Annotated in this window: 17 protein-coding genes and 1 CRISPR repeat array; of the genes, 15 read left to right on the top strand and 2 right to left on the bottom strand. The window is 64.3% G+C overall.

All coding sequences use genetic code 11. The features are described from left to right. The 5 genes from fabG to B5F40_RS07055 all read left to right on the top strand — a co-directional run bounded on the left by fabG (position 1) and on the right by B5F40_RS07055 (position 6,690). Complete coding sequence (gene fabG / locus B5F40_RS07075) at positions 1–765, top strand: 3-oxoacyl-[acyl-carrier-protein] reductase (RefSeq protein ID WP_087193640.1); 765 nt, start codon at positions 1–3, stop codon at positions 763–765. Further along, the gene (gene fabF, locus B5F40_RS07070) at positions 762–2,066 is read left to right on the top strand and encodes a beta-ketoacyl-ACP synthase II (protein WP_087193639.1); all 1,305 of its coding nucleotides are present in this window, start codon (positions 762–764) and stop codon (positions 2,064–2,066) included. The genes fabG and fabF overlap by 4 nt, the downstream gene beginning before the upstream one ends. A 284-nt stretch (positions 2,067–2,350) precedes the next feature. Then, positions 2,351–2,800 carry a 3-hydroxyacyl-ACP dehydratase FabZ gene (gene fabZ / locus B5F40_RS07065; protein ID WP_087193638.1) on the top strand — a complete coding sequence of 150 codons (450 nt, stop codon included), beginning with the start codon at positions 2,351–2,353 and terminating at the stop codon, positions 2,798–2,800. A gap of 18 nt (positions 2,801–2,818) precedes the next feature. Continuing rightward, a complete protein-coding gene (locus B5F40_RS07060; RefSeq protein WP_087193637.1) occupies positions 2,819–5,335 on the top strand; it encodes an acetyl-CoA carboxylase carboxyltransferase subunit alpha in 2,517 nt (838 codons plus the stop codon). A gap of 212 nt (positions 5,336–5,547) precedes the next feature. Then, positions 5,548–6,690, top strand: a complete 1,143-nt coding sequence (locus B5F40_RS07055) for a GNAT family N-acetyltransferase (RefSeq protein ID WP_087193636.1) — start codon at positions 5,548–5,550, stop codon at positions 6,688–6,690. On the opposite strand, the gene B5F40_RS07050 is transcribed toward B5F40_RS07055, so the two are convergent. After that, the gene (locus B5F40_RS07050; RefSeq protein ID WP_087193635.1) at positions 6,573–7,223 is read right to left on the bottom strand and encodes an NUDIX hydrolase; all 651 of its coding nucleotides are present in this window, start codon (positions 7,221–7,223) and stop codon (positions 6,573–6,575) included. The two genes, B5F40_RS07055 and B5F40_RS07050, sit on opposite strands and share 118 nt — an antisense overlap. Before the next feature lie 490 nt (positions 7,224–7,713). Between B5F40_RS07050 and B5F40_RS07045 the strand changes: the two genes are divergently transcribed. The 8 genes from B5F40_RS07045 (at position 7,714) to cas2 (ending at position 17,037) form a co-directional block, all read left to right on the top strand. After that, on the top strand, positions 7,714–8,964 hold the full coding sequence (locus B5F40_RS07045; protein WP_140396449.1) for a HipA domain-containing protein: 1,251 nt from the start codon (positions 7,714–7,716) through the stop codon (positions 8,962–8,964). Positions 8,965–9,340: 376 nt separating this feature from the next. Next, the gene (locus tag B5F40_RS07040) at positions 9,341–11,638 is read left to right on the top strand and encodes a CRISPR-associated helicase/endonuclease Cas3 (RefSeq protein WP_087193633.1); all 2,298 of its coding nucleotides are present in this window, start codon (positions 9,341–9,343) and stop codon (positions 11,636–11,638) included. Between the two features lie 54 nt (positions 11,639–11,692). Next, positions 11,693–12,358: a type I-C CRISPR-associated protein Cas5c gene (cas5c, locus tag B5F40_RS07035; protein ID WP_087193632.1), complete on the top strand. Its 666-nt coding sequence runs from the start codon at positions 11,693–11,695 to the stop codon at positions 12,356–12,358. After that, positions 12,355–14,181 (top strand): type I-C CRISPR-associated protein Cas8c/Csd1, encoded by a 1,827-nt coding sequence (gene cas8c / locus B5F40_RS07030; protein WP_087193631.1) that lies wholly within the window; start codon positions 12,355–12,357, stop codon positions 14,179–14,181. The genes cas5c and cas8c overlap by 4 nt, the downstream gene beginning before the upstream one ends. A 9-nt stretch (positions 14,182–14,190) precedes the next feature. Then, positions 14,191–15,096: a type I-C CRISPR-associated protein Cas7/Csd2 gene (cas7c, locus tag B5F40_RS07025; protein ID WP_087193630.1), complete on the top strand. Its 906-nt coding sequence runs from the start codon at positions 14,191–14,193 to the stop codon at positions 15,094–15,096. A gap of 3 nt (positions 15,097–15,099) precedes the next feature. Next, complete coding sequence (gene cas4 / locus B5F40_RS07020) at positions 15,100–15,759, top strand: CRISPR-associated protein Cas4 (RefSeq protein ID WP_087193629.1); 660 nt, start codon at positions 15,100–15,102, stop codon at positions 15,757–15,759. Beyond that, entirely contained in the window at positions 15,719–16,744 is a 1,026-nt protein-coding gene (gene cas1c, locus B5F40_RS07015; RefSeq protein WP_087193628.1) for a type I-C CRISPR-associated endonuclease Cas1c, read from the top strand. The genes cas4 and cas1c overlap by 41 nt, the downstream gene beginning before the upstream one ends. Positions 16,745–16,746: 2 nt before the next feature. Beyond that, the gene (gene cas2 / locus B5F40_RS07010) at positions 16,747–17,037 is read left to right on the top strand and encodes a CRISPR-associated endonuclease Cas2 (RefSeq protein WP_087193627.1); all 291 of its coding nucleotides are present in this window, start codon (positions 16,747–16,749) and stop codon (positions 17,035–17,037) included. A gap of 191 nt (positions 17,038–17,228) precedes the next feature. Then, positions 17,229–20,204: direct repeats of the CRISPR family, unit length 31 nt; unit sequence GTCGAGCCCTCACGGGCTCGCGGGTTGAAAC. Between the two features lie 176 nt (positions 20,205–20,380). On the opposite strand, the gene ade is transcribed toward cas2, so the two are convergent. Next, a complete protein-coding gene (gene ade, locus B5F40_RS07005; RefSeq protein ID WP_087193626.1) occupies positions 20,381–22,189 on the bottom strand; it encodes an adenine deaminase in 1,809 nt (602 codons plus the stop codon). A gap of 207 nt (positions 22,190–22,396) precedes the next feature. On the opposite strand from ade, the gene B5F40_RS07000 reads away from it, so the two are divergent. After that, positions 22,397–22,912 (top strand): CRISPR-associated endonuclease Cas1, encoded by a 516-nt coding sequence (locus tag B5F40_RS07000; protein WP_342395014.1) that lies wholly within the window; start codon positions 22,397–22,399, stop codon positions 22,910–22,912. Between the two features lie 6 nt (positions 22,913–22,918). Beyond that, a complete protein-coding gene (locus tag B5F40_RS16640) occupies positions 22,919–23,116 on the top strand; it encodes a CRISPR-associated endonuclease Cas2 (protein ID WP_239442941.1) in 198 nt (65 codons plus the stop codon). Positions 23,117–23,368 lie beyond the last annotated feature (252 nt).

Below are 23,368 nucleotides of genomic sequence, written 5' to 3'. Positions count from 1 at the left end.
ATGACCGAAACCACCGAAACCCCGCGCAGAAGCGCGATCGTCACCGGGTCGAGCCGCGGTATCGGCCGCGCCGTGGCCGAGGAGCTCGCCCGGGCAGGCTTCGACGTATGCGTGAACTGCTCGAGCGAAAGCGGGCTTCCCGCCGCGCGTGAGCAGGCCGCCGCGCTCGAGGCCGAGCATGGCGTGCGCGCCATCGCCGTGGCCGCCAACGTGGCAGATGCCGCCGAAGCCGAGGCGCTCGTCGCCGCCGCGCACGAGGCCTTCGGTCGCGTGGACGTGCTTGTGAACAATGCGGGCATAACGCGCGACGGGCTTATCGCCCGCATGAAGGAAGAGGATTTCGACGCCGTCATCGACGTGAACCTCAAGGGCACATTCAACTGCTGTAAGGCGGCGGCGCAGCGCATGATGAAGCAGCGCTACGGGCGCATTGTGAACATGAGCAGCGTGGTGGGCGTGGCCGGCAACGCGGGCCAGGCGAACTATGCGGCCTCGAAGGCGGGCGTCATCGGGCTCACGAAGTCCCTCGCGCGCGAGCTGGCGGCGCGCAACGTCACGTGCAACGCGGTGGCGCCGGGGTTCATCGAGACGGACATGACGGGCGCGCTGTCGGAGAGGCAGCGCGAGGCGATCATGGGTCGCATCGCGAGCAAGCGCCTCGGCGCGCCCGAGGACGTGGCCGCGCTCGTGCGCTTCTTGGCGGGCGAGGAGGCCGGCTACATCACCGGACAGGTTGTCTGCATCGACGGAGGGATGTCGCTATGAGCGAGAATGCGAACGGAACCACGGCGGTCGCCACGCGCCGCCCTGACGGCACGCACCGCGTGGTGATCACCGGCATGGGCGCCGTTTCGCCCGCCGGCGTGGGCGTGGAGGCGCTGTGGAACGCGGTCATGGGCAAAGAGTGCCGCATCGGCCCGGTGACGCGCTTCGACGCGGCCGACTACGACGTGCGCATCGCCGCCGAGGTGCGCGATTTCGATCCGACCGAGCATGGGATCTCGAAAAAGGAGGCGCGTCGTTTCGAACGCTTCGTGCAGTACGCCATCGTCGCCTCCGACGAGGCCGTCGCGCAGTCGGGGCTTGACTTTGAAGCTGAGGACACGACGCGCATCGCATGCGTGTTCGGTACGGGCATCGGCGGCATCGACGAGCTTCAGAACGGCTTTTTCACGCTGGCGGAGAAGGGGCCGAAGAGGGTGAGCCCTCTGTTCATCCCCACGATGATCGGAAACATCGCCGCCGGGAACCTGTCCATCCGCTACGGTTTGCGTGGCGAGTGCCTCAACGTGGTCACCGCCTGCGCCACGGGTGCGCACTCCATCGGCGCGGCTGTGCGCGACATCCGCCACGGCTACGTCGACGCGGCGCTTGCCGGCGGTTCGGAGGAGAGCGTCTCTCCCATCTGCCTCGCGGGCTTCGCGAACCTAGGCGCGCTGTCGAAGTCCGAGGATCCGTCGCAGGCCTCGTTGCCGTTCGACGTGCGACGCGCGGGCTTCGTGGCGGGCGAGGGCGCGGGCGCGGTGGTGCTCGAGTCGCTGGAGCATGCGCTCGCGCGCGGCGCAACCGTCCTCGCCGAGGTCACCGGCTTCGGTTCGACGGGCGACGCCTACCATATGACCGCCCCCGAGCCGTCGGGCGAGGGCGTGGCGCGCGCCATGCGCCAAGCACTCGAAGAGGGTGGCTTCACGCCTGCCGACTTGGGGCATCTGAACGCGCACGGCACGGGCACGCCGGCCAACGACGTCACCGAGTCGAAGGCTCTTCTGGCGCTTTGCGGCGAGGAGGCGGGACGGAAGGTGCCGGTGACGTCGGTGAAGGGCACGACGGGCCACACGCTCGGCGCCGCCGGCGCCATCGAGGCCATCGTGACCGCTCTTTCCGTCATGAACGACTGCGTGCCGCCCACCTGCGGATTCGCCGAGGCTGATCCGGAGTGCCCTGTGAGCGTCGTCGTCGAGGCCAAGACGGACTACCCTCAGAAGGTGGCGCTGTCGAACTCGCTTGGATTCGGGGGCCACAACGCTTCCATCGCCATCTCTCCTTTCGGGCGAACGGAGGGGTAGGGACGGCGTTGTCCCTCGTGCCGCCGGAAGCGCGGTTCCCGGGGGAGGGTCGCCGCGAGGTTTCGGCGCACGGCCTGGAAGCTGGCGTCCGGGAGGGCTGTCAGCTGGGCTGTTCCAGCGCCCTGCGTCGGTCGTCCGCACGGGGTCGTCGCTCTCGCGCCGCGCGCGAAAAGGCGGCGCCGGGCCGCGTCGCTCGACCTTCGACGCGCGGCCTACTTGTGAGCTTGTTGCGCGTCCTCCGGGCGCATGGCGCGCGGAGCGCGCACCGTTGAAAGGAGCCGAACATGGCCATCTCGTTTCCCTGCGGCAAAGGCGCCGTCGAGGCGGTGCTGCCGCACCGCGACCCGTTTCTGTGGGTGAGCCGCGTCGTTTCGTGCGAGCCGGGCGTCGAGGTGACGGCCGAGCTGGATGTCGACCCCGACCTGCCTTTGTTCAAAGGCCACTTTCCCGGGCATCCGGTGTTGCCGGGCGTCGTCATCATGGAGGCGCTCGCGCAGGCGGCCTCGTTTTGCGTTCTCGTCGATCGCGGATCGGAAGGTGCCATCGGATTCCTCACCGGCATCGACGGCGCGAAGTTCCGTCGGCAGGTGGAGCCGGGCGAGACGCTCACCTTGAAGGGTCGCATAGTGAAGTCCTCATCGCGCCTCGTCGTGGCCGAGGTGGAGGCGAGCGTGGATGGCGCGGTGTGCGCCACGGCCACGCAGAAGTACGTGCTGGCGAAAGCGGAAGCGTAGAGGGGCGGCGATCGTTCGATGAAGCAGCGCACGCAGGATTACATCACCATCGGCTCGGACGGAACGGTGCTGCCCAAGGACGGCGAAGCCGTCTCCTCCGGACAAACGGCCGAAGCCGCGGACGTTGCCTACCGGCTGTCCCGCATGGCGGACGAGGCCGCAGCGGCCCTTCCCGTTGTCCCGAATGCGCTCGAGGCAGCGGATTCGTCCGAATGGACCGCTTCGCCGTCCTCGCATGCGAACGGCTCGGCCGACGGCGTGAAAGGGCTTCCCGTCGCGCTCGTCATGGCGCGCGCGAGAACGGCGAAGCGCTTGGTGAGGTCTGTGTCGGATGCCGGATTCGCCCCCTGCGTCGTCTACACGCAGGACCATCGGTTCGATGCGCATGTGAAGCTCGCCCCGCTTTCGGTTTGCTTGGGCGAGAAGCACTCAGACGCGCTGTTCTGCAACGGCTATGCGGTGCTGACGGCGGCTGGGGAGTGCGGTGCGACGACGGTGCTTTTGTGCGACGAGGCGCTGCCGCTCGCCGAGGTGGACAGCTTCCTCGCGCGAGCGGCCGCCCGCGGCATCCGCGTGTTCCGTCCTCTGAGCGCCGAAGCGCCGCTTTTGGGCTGGGTGCTCTGCACCACCGACAAGCCCGCGTTCGACGGCGGGTCGTGGCGAGCCTGTCCGCATTGCGGCCTCAATTTCGACGAAGCGAGCCTTGCGGCCGGCCACTATGTGTGCCCATCGTGCGGCGGGTACCTGCGCATGTCGTCGACCGAGCGGATCGACGATACGCTCGATGCGGACAGCTTCGTCGAATGGGATCGCGTCGTGGCCGAGACTGATCCGCTCTCCTTCCCCGGTTACGCCGACAAGCTGGCCGCCCAGCGCGAGAAGACCGGCCTCGAGGAGGGCGTGCGCACGGGCGAGGGGCGCATCGCGGGCCTGCGCGTGGCCGTCGGCATCATGGACTCCCAGTTCTTCATGGGCTCGATGGGGTCGGTCGTGGGCGAGAAGGTGGCGCGGCTCGTGGATCGCGCCACGTCCGAGCGCTTGCCGGTGGTGATCTTCACGGCATCGGGCGGGGCGCGCATGCAGGAGGGCCTCGTGTCTCTCATGCAGATGGCGAAGGTGTCCTGCGCCCTCGAACGCCATGCCGAGGCGAAGCTGCCCTACATTGCGGTGCTCACCGACCCCACGACGGGCGGCGTGACCGCATCGTTCGCCATGCAGGGCGACGTGATCTTGGCCGAGCCGCGCGCGCTCATAGGCTTCGCAGGCCAGCGCGTCATTCGCGACACCATCAAGCAGGAGCTTCCCGAAGGCTTTCAGACGGCCGAGTTCGCACTCGAGCACGGGCTTATCGACGCCATCGTCGAGCGTGCCGAGCTGCGCGGAACGCTCGCGCATCTGCTTGCCTTGCATCTGGCCACCGAGGTGGCGATGCGTGCCGATCACGAGCCGGGCGATCGCGAGATACTCGTGAGCTACGAGGCGGTGCGCGAGAACCTCGCTCATGGGACCGACACGTACAACACGGTGACGTATGGCGATCTGGCATCGGAGGGCTTCGCCTTCGGCGGAGGAGAGGGATGGGGCCCTCTGGGGCTGAAGCGCCGCATCTCGAGTCTGGCCGAGCGGCTCGACCGGCGCGGAGCCGCTTCGCGCAAACGGCTCGAGCGGGTGCTGAGCGAAGGGGGCTTCGACGCCGAGGCGGGCGTGTCGCTCGAGGGCGCTGCCGCAGCTGGCGACGTCGGCGCCCAGGAGGGCAACCGCGCGTGGGAGAGCGTGCAGCTGGCGCGCAACACGCGCAGACCGACGGCGCTCTCTTACATCGACGCGTTCGTGGACGGATTCATCGAGCTGCACGGCGACCGCGCCTTCGGCGACGACGGCGCCATCGTTGCGGGTCTTGGCTGGATCGGAGGACGGGCGGTGACGGTGATCGCTCAGGAGAAGGGGCGCGACCTCCCCGAGCGTATCGCGCGCAACTTCGGCTGCCCGCAGCCCGAAGGCTATCGCAAGTCCCTGCGCCTCATGCGTCAGGCCGAGAAGTTCGGACGGCCGATCGTGTGCCTTGTGGACACACAGGGCGCTTTCTGCGGCATGGAGGCCGAGGAGCGCGGGCAGGGAAACGCCATCGCAGACAACCTCATCGAGCTTGCGGGACTGCGGGTGCCCGTGGTGAGCGTGCTTTTGGGAGAGGGCGGAAGCGGCGGCGCGCTTGCCCTTGCGCTGGCCGATCGCGTGGCCATGCAGGAGCACGCGGTGTACTCAGTGCTGTCGCCGGAGGGGTTCGCCTCGATCCTCTGGAAGGATCGCACCCGCGCACCCGAGGCAGCTGCCGTCATGAAGATGAGCGCCGCCGAAGCCTGCGAGATGGGCATCGTGGACGCCGTGCTGTCCGAAGGCGCGCGCCCGGCGCACGAGAATCCCGAGCAGGCTGCTGCGAGCGTGCGCGCCTACGTTGAGGCGACGCTCGACGAGCTCGCAGACATGCCGGCAGACGAACTTGTGAAAAAGCGCCACGAGCGGTTCGCCAAGTTCTGAGCGAGGCGGCGCTCGTTCAGGTCCTTCGCCGTTCGGCGGAGGACTTGTCGCGTTTCGGAGGGGGCGAATGCGCCCGCGAGCCTTTCGGGTTTTGGGTCGGGGACGCCCTCTCCCGCAGGCCACCTTGCTTCTCCGACGCCTCGTCCCGATGCTTTGCTATACTGCGTTACGTTTCTCGCTGTGACGAGAATGCCGGAGTGGAAGGATGGGGGATGCCGATAGCCGTGAGCGCATGCCTGCTGGGCGAGCCGTGCCGTTACGACGGGGAATCTCGTTCTTGCGAGGCGGTGCTGCAACTGGGCGCGACGCGCGAGTTCGTGGGCGTGTGCCCCGAGATGCTCGGAGGCCTGCCCGTGCCGCGCACGCCTTGCGAGATCGTCGCAGCCGAGCGCGCTCTGCGCGTGGTCGACGCGGACGGGGGCGATGTCACGGACGCGTTTTTGGCAGGGGCAGCCAAAACGGTGGAACTGGCGTCGGAACGGGGCTGCACGCTGGCGGTTCTCAAGGCGAAGAGCCCCTCATGCGGATGCGGCCTCGTGTACGACGGCACGTTCGCCGGCGTTCTCGTGCCTGGTTACGGCGTCGCAGCTCGAGCGCTGCGCGAGGCGGGAGTGCGCACGCTCGACGAATCGCAGTTCGCGGCGTGCCTCGAGGCGAGCGCGGCGCAGCGTCCGGGTCAGGTGCCCGCCGTATTGGCCGAGACGTCTGCGGAGTGCCCTTCGTTGGAGACCAAGCGCCTCGTGCTGCGCCCGCTGATCTCCGACGACATCGACGATGTGTTCGCCTACTGCAGCGATCCTGCTGTCGATCCCGATGCAGGATGGGCGCCGCATCGCACGCGCGAGGACGCGCGTATGTTTGTCGAGGTGATTGCGCACGAGCCACACGTGTTCGGCATCTTCGAGAAGCGCGGCGACGGCGCCGACGCCGGTGCCGTGGGGCCGTGCATCGGATCGATCGGGCTCATTCGCGATCCGCAGCGACGCAATGTGGACTGCCTCATGCTGGGCTACGCGCTCGCGCGGCGCGCATGGGGCCGCGGATATATGACCGAGGCGTCGAGTGAGGTGCTGCGCTACGGTTTCGAAGAGCTGAGCCTCGCGATGATCACCTGCACTCACTATTCCTTCAACGCACGCTCACGACGCGTGATCGAGAAGTTGGGGTTCGTCCGCGAGGGAACGTTGCACGGCATCGAGGCGACCCTTGATGGCCTCATGCAGGACTGCGAGTGCTACTATCTTGTGCGCGAACGTTGGATGTCGACGGTTGCCAGCTTGCCGGGAGGCGAAGGGGCGGGTTCGCCGTCTCGTCCGACGTCGACTGTCGACAGCTTGTCGACGAGCTTGCGGTAGATCCGATCACGGATCCACGGCTCCGTCGACGAGGCGAGAGCTTCGTCGAGGGTCATCCAGCGCACACCGTCGTTCTCGTCCGGCTTGGCGCGCAACGACTCGTCGGACGAGGCCACGGCCAGGTAGGTCACGTTGAGGTGGAGATGCGGGCTCACGTAGCGATGTCGTTTCTCGTGGCCGTCCACCGTGAGCACTTCCAGTGAGAAGATGCCGCCAGGGCCGCATGATGCGACGAGCCGCGCATCGGCGACGCCCGTCTCCTCTTCGAGCTCGCGCAAGGCGACGCGGATCAAGTCGCGCTCTCCGTCGGCGTGCCCGCCTATCCAGCTCCAGGAGCTGTAGACGTTGTGGTGGACCATGAGCGTCTTGGCTGCGGTCGGGTCGACCGTCCAAATCGAGCACGTTACGTGCGCGAGCGAACTGCGGTCGAACACGTCCGGGTCGCTTTCGAGCTGCCGGAGGATGATCTCGCGATCGACCTCTTCCTGTTCGTTGAAGGGTCGGTAGGCTCGTATGTCGTCGATGAGGGGCATAAGACTATTGTACGAGGTTGCCGCCGATGGGTATAGGGGGTTTGCTGTAGGCGGGCATTGGGGTTGCATCCCGCCGGGAACCATGCGCTTCCGGAGCGAGGCCGCCTGTGCGGTTTTGCTGACGAGCCAACGAGGAATCGCCGCTTTCCCGAGAGCGAGGGGTCGGGTTTTCGGGTGGGGTCCAGGCTGCAAGTCTACGATGGCGTTCTGGCTGATCGAGATGGCTTTTCTGGCGTGCGAGTTCGAAACGCTGACGTCACGAGCGAAGGGGTTTGCTCAATTTCGTCCGTTTGGGCTGTCGGCTGCATCCTGGGTTGGGGCTCGGACCTCGTTGTTGGAATTCGGCCATGCGCTACGCACGGTAATGTTGGTTGAGGCGCTGACATCGCGATCTCGCGCTATACGAAGGCTCGCTGCGCCACGCTCCAACCGGCTTGGGTGCTGAGGGGGGCGTCCGGACAGCGCGGTCCCGCCATGCTACAATGCGCTCATGATGCGCGAGAGCGACATATACGAGCTGCGGCTGTTCGATCGGGTTCTGATCGTCTTTCGCATGTCGCGAGGCGAGTACGGAGATCTTTCGATCGAGATACTCTCGACGGACTCGTCGGCAAGCAGCCTTCTCCCCTTGTCGTTCGACGGGGAGGCAACTCGCGAGCGCCTGATCGAATGGATTCACCGACGGCGTATCCCGAAGAATCGCGCCTATGTTGACGAGATACTCAAGTCGTGCGGCATCGAGTCCGATGACGCCAAATCGATCATCGATGTGAGCAAGGGCCTTTCGCTCAACGATTCCTATTGGGTTGTCCCCCAAGGCTCCGAGGGCTCGTTCGGCGAATGGAACCTGTACGACAATGAGATGAGCGCTGCATTGCAGCTTGTCGCGTACACGGGTGTCGTCTCAGACGCGCTTGCCGACGGCGGCATCCCCGGCGAGCTCACCATCGGCGGCATGTTCCCCAAGGCGTGGCGCGCAGCGGGGTCGAAGCGCCTGCTGTTCAAGGCCGGCCACCTGTTCGAGGGCGCGAACGTGGGTAAGGAGCCCTATTCGGAATATCTATCTTTCCAGATCGCGTACCGCATGGGGATCGACGCGGTTTCATACGACTTGGCGTTGTGGAAGAGGAAGCTCTGCTCCACCTGCGAACTATTCTGCTCGAAGGACGTCGCGTTCGTACCTTTCGGCTTCGCGGTTCGCCCCGAGCGTTTCAAGGACATGAACCTGCGCGAGGCGCTTGCGTATTTCGCGAACCTCGGCGAGGCAGAGCTTGAGAAGTTCAAGTCGATGCTCGTATTCGACGCGCTCATCTGCAACGAGGATCGTCATATGGGAAATTACGGCGTCCTGCGCGACAACGGTACGGGCATCGTGCGGGGGATGGCCCCGCTGTTCGATCACAACCTAGGGTTGTTCGCGAGCGCAATGCCTGATGAGTTGACCGTGGATGCCATGATGCGGAAGGCGTCGATCAGCCGCGGCGCGTTCGCTCCCTCGCTCGACGAGCAGGCGGCTCTTGTGATCGGTCCGGTGCAGAAAGCGCAATTGGAGCGGCTTGCCGGATTCGTCTTCGAGCGCCATCCGGTCATGGACGAGTTCGATGAGAGCGATGTCCGCAACTATTTCAGCGACGAGCGGTTGAGGTGTTTGGATAGCTATATTGCACGTCGCGCTGCAATGCTGCTCGTATTGCCGACCGTCGATCCTGGTAAGATTTTGAAGGACGTGGCAGAGAAGTAAATGCCGTACAAAGTGGTATAAACTGGTTTTGTCGCACAAATGCGTGGATTGAAATATAGAATGGGTTAAGTGTGTGACGGTGGGAGGCGCGTCTTGTAGACGCGCCTCCCATTTTTATATATACTACGGGTGTCGTAATAAGTATTAACTTAACCCAATCTATAAAGGAAATAGAATGAAGGGTAAGCTAAAAGTGCGATTCAGGTCATGGTTCTGCAAGATCGGGATATGTGTGTCCTTTCGCGCCACGCGCCAGAAGAAATAACGATTTCGATTAGGTTCTTGCCTGCGAGTCCCAGTATAGGGATAGTTGCCAAATGAAGGTAGGATACAATGCTGGTAGCCATTACAATAACGGTCCGAAAAAGGACGGCATATGCCTGAATATTACGCTCATACCGGTTCTGATCTTGAAGATGTTTCCACCTGGCAGACGCTTTCGGAGCATGCGAACGAGGTGGCGCGACGGGCCGAGGCATTCGCAGAGAAATTCGACATGGGGACATGGGGGCGCACGCTCGGTTTGCTGCATGACGCGGGCAAGGCAAGCGCCGGCTTCCAGAAGCGCTTGGAGGGCGGCAAACCGGTAGATCATTCGACCGCGGGCGCGAAGATCGCGATCGAACGGTATGCAACATGCGGCCAGTTCATGGCCTATGCGCTCTGCGGGCATCACGGGGGAATGGCTAACGGCATGAACTGGTCGGAATGCTCTGGCTCGCAGAAGGTTTCTTTGCGAACCCCTCTCAAAGACCGGCTTGCAAACGCTATCGATCCTTATGACGCTTTTTTCGACTTGGCCGAAGCGGGTGAGATCAGCCTTCCCGATCTTGCGCAACTGGGAGCCCCCATGCGCTATGGTCGCACGTTCGAGGGAACGGGGAGCAAGGTGTTCTCGACGTTCGTGCTCGAACATTTCTTATATTCGGCGCTTGTTGACAGCGATTATCTGGATACCGAGCGCTTCATGACTCCCGAAGCTGCAGAAGCGCGCGAGGCACGCGACCTTGCCAGCATGGAAGAGCTGCTGGCGAAACTCGAAGCCCATATGAGCGAACTCATGGGGAGCGCGAAGGAAACGCCGGTCAACCGCGTGCGCCGCTCGGTGTACGAGGAGTGCCTTGGGGCCTCCATGCTACCCTGCGGACTCTACACGATGACGGTGCCCACCGGTGGCGGTAAGACGCTCAGCTCGATGGCGTTCGGGCTGCGGCATGCGGTTGAGCACGGGCTGGATCGGGTCATCGTCGCGATTCCGTTCACCAGTATCGTCGAGCAAACTGCCGGCACGCTTAAAACCATCTTTGGTTCTGAAAACGTGCTCGAGCATCATTCGAACTACGACTTCAGCGACCTCGGCGACGAGGAGAAGGCCAAGCAGCGACTCGCTGTCCAAAACTGGGATGCGCCCATCGTGGTGACGACGAACGTGCAGCTGTTCGAGTCGCTGTTCTCGAACAAGCCGGGCAAGAGCCGCAAGGTGCACAACATGGCGAAGAGCGTCATCATCCTCGACGAAGCGCAAACGCTTCCCGACTCGCTTCTCAAGCCCTCGCTTGCCATGCTCGAGGAGTTGGTGGCGGGTTACGAATCGAGCGTCGTGCTGTGCACGGCTACGCAGCCGGCGTTGGAAGGGCTTTGGCCGTTCGGCGCTGAGCCATGCGAGATCGTGCGGCGTCGCGACTTGTTCGACGAGGCGTTCGGAGGGCGGGTCGCCTACGAGTCGCTCGGAGCAATTGAGAAGGCTGACCTCGCTGAACGCATCGTTGATTGCCATGAGGTGCTTTGCGTCGTGGGTACGCGCGCCCTGGCCCGCACGATCTATGACGACGTGGTGACGAGAGCGGTGGAGCGCGGCGAGCTTTCAGATGCAAAACACGCGTACGACGAGGGGTTCTTCCATTTAAGCGCTTTCATGATCCCGGCGCATCGCAGCGCCATGCTCGAACGCATTCGCAAGAGGCTCGACGACAAGCAGCGCTGCGTCGTCGTGTCGACGCAGCTTGTGGAGGCCGGCGTGGACGTCGATTTTCCCGAGGTGTACCGCGAACTTGCGGGCCTTGATTCCGTCGTGCAGGCCGCGGGGCGCTGCAATCGGGAGGGCCGTCTGATCGACGGGGGCATGGTGCACGTGTTCGAATGCGCTGTCGATGGCGAGCGTCAGAAGACGGGCGCATGGCTCGAGAAAATGAAGAGCATAGCCCGTGATGTGATCCGTGAAAACGACGGGAAGGTCGACGAATCGCTCATACCCGCTTTCTTCTCGACGCGCTACGGCACGGAAGACCTCGATGCCAAGCACATTTTCCAGAAGCTGACTTCCAAAGACCTGATCGCCGCAGGATTTAAAACCATGCCCTTCGAGCAGTGCGCCCTCGACTACCGCATCATCGAGGACGATTCGGTTCCCGTGTTCGTGCCATGGGGCGAAGAGGGGCGGACGCTGCTCAAGGAGCTGCTTGCCAGCGAAAATCCGGCTGGCATGGCCATGCGCTTGCAGAGGTTCAGCGTGAGCGTACCTGTGTGGAAGATAGACGAATACAAAAAGACCGGCGCGGTCGAGGAGCTTGAGCCGTTCCTCATATTGAGAGATGACGGTTGTCGATCCTTCTACCGGGAGGACGTGGGGCTGGTCGCGGTGGGAGAGGAGGTTCTCGAGCTGTTGAGCTGCTAAGGCGAAGTTCGCGCTTGCGGGCGCGGCTGCAACGAGAGAGGAAGGAGGTTCGACATGGGATATGGCATCAAAGTGCTCGCGCGAGGCCCTCGGGCGTGCTTCACGCGGCCCGAGATGAAAGCCGAGCGCGTCAGTTACGACGTCATCACGCCGTCGGCGGCGCGCGGGCTCGTCGAGGCCGTGTACTGGAAGCCGGCCATCCGATGGCACATCGACCGCATTGAGGTGCTCAATGAGATTCGCTTCGACACGTTCAGGCGCAACGAGCTGGGCGGCAAGCTGAGCTACCGCAATGCCAAGGCCGCCATGGAGCGCGGCGAGGAGGTATGGACGGCGGCCAACGACGACCGCCAACAGCGCGCGACCATGTACTTGAAGGACGTCGCGTATTTGATCGACGCGCATTTCACGTTGACGGAGCAGGCGGGGGAAGACGACGCGGTGGAGAAGCACTACAGCATCGCCCTGCGCCGCCTGCGCAAGGGGCAGTGCTTCAACCAGCCCTACTTCGGCTGCCGCGAGTTCCCCGCCGACGTATCGATCGTGGAGGAGCCTGGCGATAGGCCCAAGTCGTTCTACGCCGGCTCCGGCGAGCGGGATCTGGGGTTCATGCTCTTCGACATCGACTTCGACCATGATATGGAGCCGCAGTTCTTCCGCGCCTCGATGCGCGACGGCGTGATCGACGTCGCCCGCGCGCGCGAGGCGGTGGTCCGATGATCTTGCAAGAGCTCAACAAGTATTACGAGCGCCTGTTGGCCGATCCCGAGCGCGACGTTCCCGCCCGTCATTGGAGCGTGGAGAAGGCGGCGTGGGAGCTCAAGCTCTCCCGCGACGGCAGGCTGCTGGGCGCGTATCAACTCACAGCGGGCACGGGCAAGGAGCTGCGGAAGTTCGTCTCGCTGCGCGTGCCCGAGCATACGACGCGCAGCGGAACCGGCATGCTGCCGTTCTTCCTGTGCGACAATGCGGCCTACCTGCTCGGTTACGATGAGAAACGCGGGCCCGAGAAGCTGGCGAGCGCGCGGGCGCTGCACGAGGCCGTGCTGGGCGAATGCGACGACGAGGGCGCGCAAGCCGTCCTGCGCTTCTTCGAGCGCGAGGATCGCGACGCCGACCTCGACGAGGGCGTGCGCTCGGAGTTGGCGAGCGGCGGCGGCTTCGTGGTGTTCCGGCTGGACGGAGACCCGGGGCGACTGCACGAGCGGCCCGCGGTGGCTGCCGCATGGGCTTCCTATTGCGATGGCCAGGCGACGGGCGAGGTGGTTGGCCAATGTGCCGTCACGGGCGAAGAGGGCCCGCTTGCCCGCTTGTTTCCCCAGGTGACCGGCGTTCCTGGGGCGCAGTCGGCCGGAGCGTCGCTCGTATCGTTCAACCTGCAGTCGTTCGAGTCGTATGGCAAGTCGCAGGCTTACAACGCGTCGGTCTCGGAGGCGGCGGCGTTCAACGCGGGCTCCGCACTGCGGCAGCTCTGCGCCGACCGCGAGCATCGGGTGCGCTTCGGCGAGACGACGGTGGTGTTCTGGGCGGATCGTCCGGCGCCGGCGGAGGACCTGCTCATGCTGGGGATACTCGACCCCGACGAGCTCGACAGGGCCGAGGACCAGAACGCCGTGCAGGAAGTGCGCGCGGCGCTCGAGAGCATGGAGCGCGGCCTTCCCCTGACCGGCGTCGACACCGAGACGCGCTACTTCGTGCTCGGCCTCGCGCCCAACGCGGCGCGCTTGGCCGCTCGGTTCTTCGAGACGAGCACGCTCGGCCGCATGGCCGAGAACTTCGGAGCGTACCTTCGCGATGTGAGCATGGCCGACGTGCGCGCCCGCTCGCTTCGCACGCTGTTGCTGCAGACCGCGCCCATGGGGTCGGCCGACCAGCTGCCTTCGACGCTGGTGAACGGCTGCATGGAGGCCATGCTCACCGGCCGCGCGTTTCCGCAGGCCCTCTACTACGCGGTGCTTTCGCGCATGCGCTCCGACCATGCGCGGCGCAACTCGTGGGACATGGGCCGGCGGGCGGCGTTGCTCAAGGCGTGCCTTGTGCGCAGGGCACGGCTCGGCGCAGAAAACTCGAATGGGGAAGACGGCGCCGCACGCGCCGATGAGGAAAGGAGTCTGGACGTGAATCTGGACAAAGAGAGGGCGAACCGCGGTTACGTGCTCGGAAGGCTGTTCGCCGTCATGGAGCACGCGCAGCGAAGCGCGCTCGGCGAGGTGAACGCTACCATCCGCGACCGCTACATCGGGGCCGCTTCCACGACGCCCGCCCGCGTGTTCCCGCATCTGCTGCACAACACGCAGAACCATCTGTCGAAGCTGCGCAAGTTCAACCCGGGGCTTTGCGTGAAGTTCGAGAAGGCGAACGACGAGATCATGGCGATGCTCGACGGGCCGGTCCTGTTCCCCAAGACACTCGACGCGGAAGACCAGGGCGAGTTCTTCGTGGGGTACTACCAGCAGCGCGTCGACCTGTGGAAGAAGCACGACGACGAGGCCGATGCGGAAGCGGACGCCGATAGCGCCGACGACGAGACCGAAACCAACTAGGAGGACATCATGGCAGAGCCTATCAAGAACCGCTACGACTTCGTCTTCTTCTTCGACGTGAAGAACGGCAACCCCAACGGCGACCCGGATGCCGGCAACATGCCGCGCATCGATCCCGACACGAGCCGCGGCATCGTGTCGGACGTGTGCCTCAAGCGCAAGATCCGCAACTACGTCGACCTGGTGAAAGGCGAGGCGATCGACGACCCCGACGTGGCCCAGGGCGAGCTCGGGTACAAGATCTACGTGCAGGAGGCGGCCGTGCTCAACGACCGCAACCGCAAGGCGTACGTGCACTACGACATGAAGCCCGCGCCGAAGAAGCTGCCGAAAGCCAAGGAGGACCAGCTCAAGGTCACGAAGTTCATGTGCGACAACTTCTTCGACATCCGCGCGTTCGGCGCGGTCATGACCACCGACGTGAACTGCGGCCAGGTGCGCGGCCCCATCCAGCTGTGCTTCGCCGAGTCGGTCGACCCCGTGCTGCCGCTCGAGATGAGCATCACGCGCATGGCGGTGACGAACGAGAAGGACGTCGAAAAAGAGAAGACGATGGGCCGCAAGCAGTACGTGCCCTACGGGCTGTACCGGGCTGAGGGGTTCATCTCCGCCGCGCTCGCCGAGAAGACGGGCTTCTCCCAGGAGGACCTCGACCTGTTCTTCGAGGCGCTCATGAACATGTTCGAGCACGACCGCAGTGCCGCGCGCGGGCTCATGGCCTTGCGCAAGCTGTTCGCGTTCAAGCATGAGAGCAAGCTGGGGAACGCGCCGGCCCATAAGCTGTTCGATGCGGTGTCGGTGAAGCGGCTCATCGAGGACGGCGCCGAGGCCCGTGCGTTCTCGGACTACGAGATCGTCGTCGACCGCGCGGCGATTCCCGAGGGGGTCGAGCTGCTGGAACTTCCGGTCGAGTAGACCATGTACGCCGATGACGAGCTGTTGCCGCTTTCGGGGCTGCAGCACATCGCGTACTGCGAGCGCCAGTGGGCGCTCATCCACCTCGAGCAGATATGGGACGAGAGCTACGACACGGTGCGGGGCTCGCTGTTCCACGAACGGGTGCACTTGGAGGGGTACTCCGCCGCGAAGGGCGTCAGGTCCGAGCGAGGGTATCGGCTCGTGAGCCGCAGCCTCGGTATAGCGGGCATCGCCGATGTTGTGGAGTTCGCTGCGGACGGCGATGCGGCCAAGGTTGCGGTGCGCCCCGTGGAGTACAAGGTGGGGAAACCGAAGATAGAAGAATGGGATCGCATCCAGGTGTGTGCGCAGGCGCTGTGCCTGGAGGAGATGTTCGGATGCGCCGTAGGACAGGGCGACCTGTTCTACGGCGCCACCCGCCGTCGGGAGCGCGTCGTGCTCGACGATGCCTTGCGCGAGCGCGTCGCTGGGTTGGCGCTTCGCATGCACAAGCTGTTCGAGTGCGGCGAGACGCCTCGGGCCGTGCGCGGCCCGAAGTGCCGCCGATGCTCGTTGGCCGACTCTTGCCTCCTCGAGGCGTTCGATCATGATGCCGTAGCGTATTGGAAGGAGGCGGGGTTTGAAAAAGCTTCTCAACACGCTCTATGTGACGAACCCTGAGGCGTACGTGTGCAAGGGCGACGATGCGCTCGTGGTGCGGGTGGACGGCGAGAAGGCGCTGCAGGTGCCGTGCCACTTGCTCGAGGGCATTGTGATATTCGGATACCTCGGCTGCTCCCCTGCGGTTCTGGGGGCTTGTGCTGAGCGGGGGATCACGATCTCGTTTCTGGACGACGCCGGGCGCTTCCTCGCGCGGGTCGAGGGGCCGGTTTCGGGAAACGTGCTGCTCCGACGCGCCCAGTACCGGGTGTCGGACGATCCTGACGCCGCCCTCCGTCTCGCACAGCGATTCGTCGCGGCCAAGGTGCGCAACGCGCGGACCGTCCTGCAGCGTTGCAGGCGTGATTATCCCGACGAGGCGGATGATGCTTTGGACGAGGCCATCGAAGGGCTCAAGCTTCGTGAGGCTGGCGCGTTCTCGACGGTCGACGCTGACGAGCTGAGGGGAGTCGAGGGCGACGCGGCGCATCGGTACTTCGGCGTGTTCGACCGCTTGCTTCGGGCGGGGGACGGTTTCGCCTTCTCGGGACGCACGAGGAGGCCGCCAAGAGATCCGGTGAACGCCCTGCTCTCGTTTTTCTATTCGCTTCTGGCTCGCGATGTGGCGAGCGCGTGCGAGACCGTCGGGCTCGACCCCCAGGTTGGCTTCTTCCATCGAGATCGACCGGGGCGGGCGAGCCTCGCATTGGATGTCATGGAGGAGTTGCGGGCGTGGTACGTTGATCGCTTCGTGGTATCGCTGATCAATCGTCGGCAGGTGGGCGAGCCCGATTTCTCGTCGAGCGAGGCATCGGGCGTCGTTTTGACTGACGCGGCCCGCAAGAACGCGCTTGGGCTCTGGCAGCAGCGCAAACAGGAGCAGGTGATGCATCCGTTCTTGAAGGAGAAGGTGCCGGTGGGTCTCGTGCCGTTCTTGCAGGTGCAGCTGCTGGCGCGCCACCTGCGCGGAGATTTGGACGATTATCCGGCGTTCATTTGGAGGTAGCGATGTACGTGCTGGTGACGTACGATGTGGAAACGGCGAGCCCACAGGGAACCCGCCGGTTGCGTCGGGTTGCGAAGATCTGCGTGAAGTACGGCCAGCGCGTGCAGAACTCGGTGTTCGAGTGCTCGCTCGATCCGGCTCAGTTCGAGACAATGAAGAGCGAGCTGATGAAGGCGGCCGATCTGACGCGTGACAGCCTGCGGTTCTATAATCTCGGGAAGAACTGGAAGCGAAAAGTCGAGCATGTGGGAGCGAAGGAGGCGTACGACCCGGAAGGGCTCCTGTGCGTGTGAGAGGAAATGCGCACCTTGACAATGCGAAAACTCGATAGCGTGCCGCGCGAACCCCAAGCAATGGCGCGCTATTCATGAGGTTCGCGCAGGTTTTAGGCTTCACAAGCCCGCTGATAGCTGCTTACGGTGTTGGCTGATTGTCTAATATGAATATAATAGTCAGAATATGCACTAATATGTATATTCCGACAGTCGAGCCCTCACGGGCTCGCGGGTTGAAACTCAAAGAGCCATGTGATCGAACTTCGAGACTCCCGTCGAGCCCTCACGGGCTCGCGGGTTGAAACAGATCGATAGCCACGAAGGGCACATCGGTATCGAGTCGAGCCCTCACGGGCTCGCGGGTTGAAACTTGAGAACGTTCCCGGCGTGCTCATCGACATCGGTCGAGCCCTCACGGGCTCGCGGGTTGAAACTATTTGAACAAGGAGGCGTTGCAAGCCGTCTCGCGAGTCGAGCCCTCACGGGCTCGCGGGTTGAAACACGACCGACGACAACGCGACGACCGGCGAGCTCGTCGAGCCCTCACGGGCTCGCGGGTTGAAACCAGTTGATGCTCATCTTCTCTCCTTCCCGGCCCCGTCGAGCCCTCACGGGCTCGCGGGTTGAAACCCTCGTTTTTCGCGAGTATGATCGCAATATCATGGTCGAGCCCTCACGGGCTCGCGGGTTGAAACAAGCTTTCGCTGGAATCGGATACGGGCTCGCAGGAGTCGAGCCCTCACGGGCTCGCGGGTTGAAACTCGCGCATGTCGCCCTTGAACCTCTCGGCGGCGGTCGAGCCCTCACGGGCTCGCGGGTTGAAACGACTTTTATTGCGATTCTCGCACCGGCTATCTTAAGGTCGAGCCCTCACGGGCTCGCGGGTTGAAACACTGCGGTTTTTTAACCCCGTCGCTGCCGGATTGTCGAGCCCTCACGGGCTCGCGGGTTGAAACCGCATCATGGACATCGCTCGCGACCCGGAGTCCAGTCGAGCCCTCACGGGCTCGCGGGTTGAAACTTGAACATCGCGTAATTGTAGCCGTACAGGGTCGTCGAGCCCTCACGGGCTCGCGGGTTGAAACGCTCTTGGATGCGGAGCAGCGCGCCCACGTGCCGTCGTCGAGCCCTCACGGGCTCGCGGGTTGAAACGCCGTCATCGACGCCCTGCTATCCACGTACGCAGGTCGAGCCCTCACGGGCTCGCGGGTTGAAACCTTTCTCTCTAACGATTCTCCGAGGCGCGGACGCGTCGAGCCCTCACGGGCTCGCGGGTTGAAACAGGCGCTCGGGCGTGATGGGCGTGTAATCGGTCGTCGAGCCCTCACGGGCTCGCGGGTTGAAACTGGGCTTTGGGAATGGTTGTATCTGCCTTTATCCGTCGAGCCCTCACGGGCTCGCGGGTTGAAACCGCATGAGGGCTCGCGGGATGATGTGGACGGCGATAGCGTCGAGCCCTCACGGGCTCGCGGGTTGAAACATAAACGGGATCATGGTGACGGGAGGATAGAATGGTCGAGCCCTCACGGGCTCGCGGGTTGAAACAACATCACATGCATTGGAGGTTTGCATGATCGATGTCGAGCCCTCACGGGCTCGCGGGTTGAAACCGTACGCTCGACTGGCCTACCGCCTAGCGCCATCCGTCGAGCCCTCACGGGCTCGCGGGTTGAAACCGTATCCCAGACCCTCTACAGCGGCCCCGGAGCGGCGTCGAGCCCTCACGGGCTCGCGGGTTGAAACACCTTCCAGGCGTTTTTGAACGAGGAGGACGCGCAGGTCGAGCCCTCACGGGCTCGCGGGTTGAAACACGAGAGAAAGGGACAAAATGGCCGCCACCATCAGTCGAGCCCTCACGGGCTCGCGGGTTGAAACTTCTCCAGATGCGTAATCCCAGGAACAAGCCGGTGGGTCGAGCCCTCACGGGCTCGCGGGTTGAAACCATTGCAGGTTCGCATAGGGGACGTTCGCCGCTGCGGTCGAGCCCTCACGGGCTCGCGGGTTGAAACGAAGGCATGCGGCGCGGACGTGTTCGCGCCGCCCGTAGTCGAGCCCTCACGGGCTCGCGGGTTGAAACTCGTACCATTCATAACGCCCCTCAAAACGCTCAAGTCGAGCCCTCACGGGCTCGCGGGTTGAAACCTCGACGGCGTCCTCCCGGTCGGCGACACGATGCGTCGAGCCCTCACGGGCTCGCGGGTTGAAACTCAAGCGTGGATGCTCCCGCGAAGTACGTCGCCATGGTCGAGCCCTCACGGGCTCGCAGGTTGAAACACAGCATCCTTGAGGGCGCCGAGGAGGCGGCAACCGTCGAGCCCTCACGGGCTCGCGGGTTGAAACAACGGCGTCGAGCTCGCGAAGACGTCCTACGTGGTCGAGCCCTCACGGGCTCGCGGGTTGAAACTGGTTGCGCGCCAAAACGGCAAATCGACCATGGCGTCGAGCCCTCACGGGCTCGCGGGTTGAAACCCTCGCCATGGGCACGGCCTCGTCGCTCTCGTACGTCGAGCCCTCACGGGCTCGCGGGTTGAAACCTATCGGGCGCCGCGAGTGGACGGTGGGTGATTTGTCGAGCCCTCACGGGCTCGCGGGTTGAAACACGGTCAGCGTTGCGGCGGTCTCGTCGTTCGCGACGTCGAGCCCTCACGGGCTCGCGGGTTGAAACCAACGTCTCCGCATAGATGTCCTTGAGCATGATGTCGAGCCCTCACGGGCTCGCGGGTTGAAACTGGCTGGCGGCGCACCAGATGATCGACAGCATCGGTCGAGCCCTCACGGGCTCGCGGGTTGAAACAGCCCGTCGATTATCTGCTGCAGGTAGGCGCCTGGTCGAGCCCTCACGGGCCCGCGGGTTGAAACACCGCGCCGGCAACGCCGGAGAGCTTGGAGGACACTTCGAGCCCTCACGGGCTCGCGGGTTGAAACTCATTGACGAACTGCACTATCTGCGTGATTATCGTCGAGCCCTCACGGGCTCGCGGGTTGAAACGATGGTGCTGGGCGTGCTGCTCGTAAGGTTTTTGGTCGAGCCCTCACGGGCTCGCGGGTTGAAACGACGTGACCGCGGTCGACGACTGCGGCATGCCGTGTCGAGCCCTCACGGGCTCGCGGGTTGAAACATGCCGGTTCGCACGACCTCGGCGATGCCGGGGTAGTCGAGTCCTCGCGGGCTCGCGGGTTGGAATGCGCATCGGTGCGGCGCACCTTTGAGAGGGTCGTGTCGAGCCTTCGTGAGTTCGGATCGAGAGCTCTCACGCGAGGGGCTCGCATGAAGGCAGCGGCTGATCGAACCCGGAGAGCGCGAGCGGTTCTTGTTCCAAGGGGCGAGCGGGCCAGAAGATGTCTCCGATCCGCCCGCTCTCTATTCCACCGCCAAATCCGCGAACTCGAACTTCGTGCAATCGACCAATCCTCGGTTCGTCAGCCTCAGCTCAGGGAGGCAGGCGAGCGGGATCAGGGCCATCGTCATGAAAGGGGAGGGCATGGCGCAGCCGATAGCAGCCCAGGCGTCCTCAAGGGCATGCACCTTCGCGCTCATCTCCTCGGCGGGAAGCGCGTCCATGAGGCCGGCGATGGGAAGCTCCACAAGGCCCAGCACCTCTCCGTCGGCGACCACGGCCATGCCGCCGCCGCACGCGGCGAGCGTGTTCGCGGCCAGGGCCATGTCCTCGTCGTTCGCACCCAGCACGAGCAGGTTGTGCGCGTCGTGCGCCACGGTGGACGCCATCGCCCCGCGTTTGATGCCGAAGCCTTTGACGAACCCTCTGCCGAACGCGCCCGTCCCATGGTGCCGCTCGAACACGAACGCCTTGAGCGCGTCCTTTTCCGCAGCGGACTCCAAGCGCCCGTTCTTAACGGGCAGATCGACGTGCGCCTCGAGCGTGCCCACTTTGCCGGGGATGACCTCGATCGCGCGCACGCGCACGGTGCCGCCGTCAGAGGCGCCTTCGGGGGCGGCCACTTCGAACGTTGCCGGCGTGATCTCGCGTCCCAGGTGCATGGAGCGCGTCGCCCAATCGGGGTAGTGGTAGGGCGGCAGGTCGAACAGGGCGCGCCCGTTCTCGGCCACCACCTCGCCGTCGATGAGCACGCGCGTGACCTGCAGGCTCTCTAGATCGTCCAGGAACACGATGTCGGCGCACTTGCCGGGGGCGATGGAGCCCAGGTCGTGGTCCATCTGGAAGCACTGGGCGCAGTTGATGGTGACCATCTGGATGGCGACGACGGCGTCGATGCCCAAGCTCACAGCCGTGCGCACGATATGGTCGAGGTGTCCGTCGGCCACAAGCGTGTGCGGATGCGTGTCGTCGCTCACGAGGTTGGCGAAGCGCGTGTCGATGCCGCGCGACGCGACGGCTTCGGCGAGCGCGGGCAGATCCTGCCAGGCCGAGCCGAAGCGCAGTTGCGCGTACATGCCGAGGCGCATCTTCGCGAGCGCGTCTTGCGCGCGCGTGGACTCGTGGCAACAGCGCACACCCGAGGCGACGTAGGCGTTCAGGCCCCGGTCGGTTTCGGGAAGCGAGTAGTGGCCGGTTGCGATTTTTCCGGCGCGCAGCGTCTCTGCCACTTCGCCGTGCGCGTGGTCTGCGCCGGAGAGGATGCCGGGGAAGTTCATCATCTCGCCGAGGCCCACGACGTTTTGCCACGCCATCGTTTCAGCGATGTCTTCGGGGCCGATGGAAGACCCGGTGTCCTCGAAGCCGGGCACGGCGGGTACGCACGACGGCGTGGTGATCATGGCCTTGAGGGGTGTGCGGCGCGCATCCTCGGCCATGAGCCGCACGCCGTCGAGGCCCAGCACGTTGCACACCTCGTGCGGATCCCAGTAGATTCCCGTGGTGCCGTGCGGGACGACGGCGCGCGCGTACTCTCCCGCGCCCATCATGGACGATTCCACATGGATGTGCCCGTCGAGGAATCCGGGGGCGATGCATTGGCCTTCCGCGTCTATGATGCGCGTGCCTTCGCCGACGCAGTGGTCGGCCGTACCGAGGTAGGCGATGCGACCTTCGGCGATGGCCACGTCGATGCCCTCCTGGACTTCGCCCGTGCACACGTTCACGAGCTTCGCGCCCTTGATGACCGTGTCGGCGGGCGTGCGGCCTTGGGCGACGGCGACGAGCGTTTTCGAGCACTCCCATAAAGGCTTCTTGCAAAACGCGTTGATCATGGCGGGCTCCTTCGGACGACGTTGCGGGCGCAAAAGCGATGCGGCCAGTATCGCGCGTCGACGTGTCTGTCGTCCCAAGTTCCGGAAAGATCTCAGACGGAATGCGCAAACGTTGCGTTTTGCGAGAGCCATGCGATAGGTCTTTGGCGGGGTCCGGCGCTTCGAGTAGCGGTATGGGGGAGCAATTTCGAGGGCGCATGAAACACCGTGCTGACGCACGATTGCGCGGCGGCGCTCGAGGGCGTGGGGCTCGATCCGTATGTCTGGTTCATGCATGCCGATCAGCCGGGAAGGCACTTGCTTGCGTTAGATCTGATGGAGGGGCTGCGACCGGTCGTGGCGGATCGCTTCGTGTTGTCGGCGGTGAACAACCGCGTGGTGCAGCCCGGGCGGTTCGAACGGCGGGAATCAGGCGAGGCGCGTCTGACCGACGAGGGGGGGGGGCGCATTGTTCGGTGCGTGGCAGAAGCGGAAGAGGGAGGCGATCGCGCATTCGTTCCCGAAGGAGAAGATTCCTCGCGGACTTGTTCCTCATGCGCAGGCGCTTCTGCTTGCGCGCTGTATTCGGGGCGATTTGGACGGCTATCCGCCGTTTCTGTGGAAGTGAGGCTAGGTGAGATGTTGACGGTCGTCACGTACGACGTGAGCACGGAGGATCCGACGGGGCAACGGCGGCCGAGGAAGGTTGCGCGCCACTGCGTCAACTATGATCAACGTGTGTAAAGCTCGGTGTTCGAGTGCGTTGCCGATGCAGCTGAGATGGTGCGCATCAAGAACAAGCTGGTGGAGCTCGTCGACTTTGCGAAGGATAGCTTGCGATTCTATTATCTGGGCAACAAGTACCAAACGAAGATAGAGCACGTGGGCGCGAAACCGACGCATGAAGCCGAGGGCTTCTCGGCACTGCAGTCTGCGGTGCGAACATAGGGCTCCCAAGCGTCATGGGGGAGGTTCGCGTCGCATCCGGGCTCTTCGAGGTCCTTGCGACTCGTTTTTCGGGACAACAACTCTTCTTTGGTCTGCATATTGACAGCAAAATACTATCAACGCAATATATTGCGGTCGCTCCCCATGTGGGGAGCGTGGGAAATGCGACGTGTTCGAGAAGCGCGGGTGGGGCGCGTTCTTCGCGGCTTCGGCTCCGCTCGCCTCCAAGGTCGCGTTGTGCCTCCGAGCGAG

Origin of the sequence: Gordonibacter sp. An230, from assembly GCF_002159915.1 — a bacterium.
GTDB lineage: Bacteria > Actinomycetota > Coriobacteriia > Coriobacteriales > Eggerthellaceae > Rubneribacter.
Note: the sequence above shows the minus strand (reverse complement) of the source record. Positions and strands in the feature narration are given on the sequence as shown.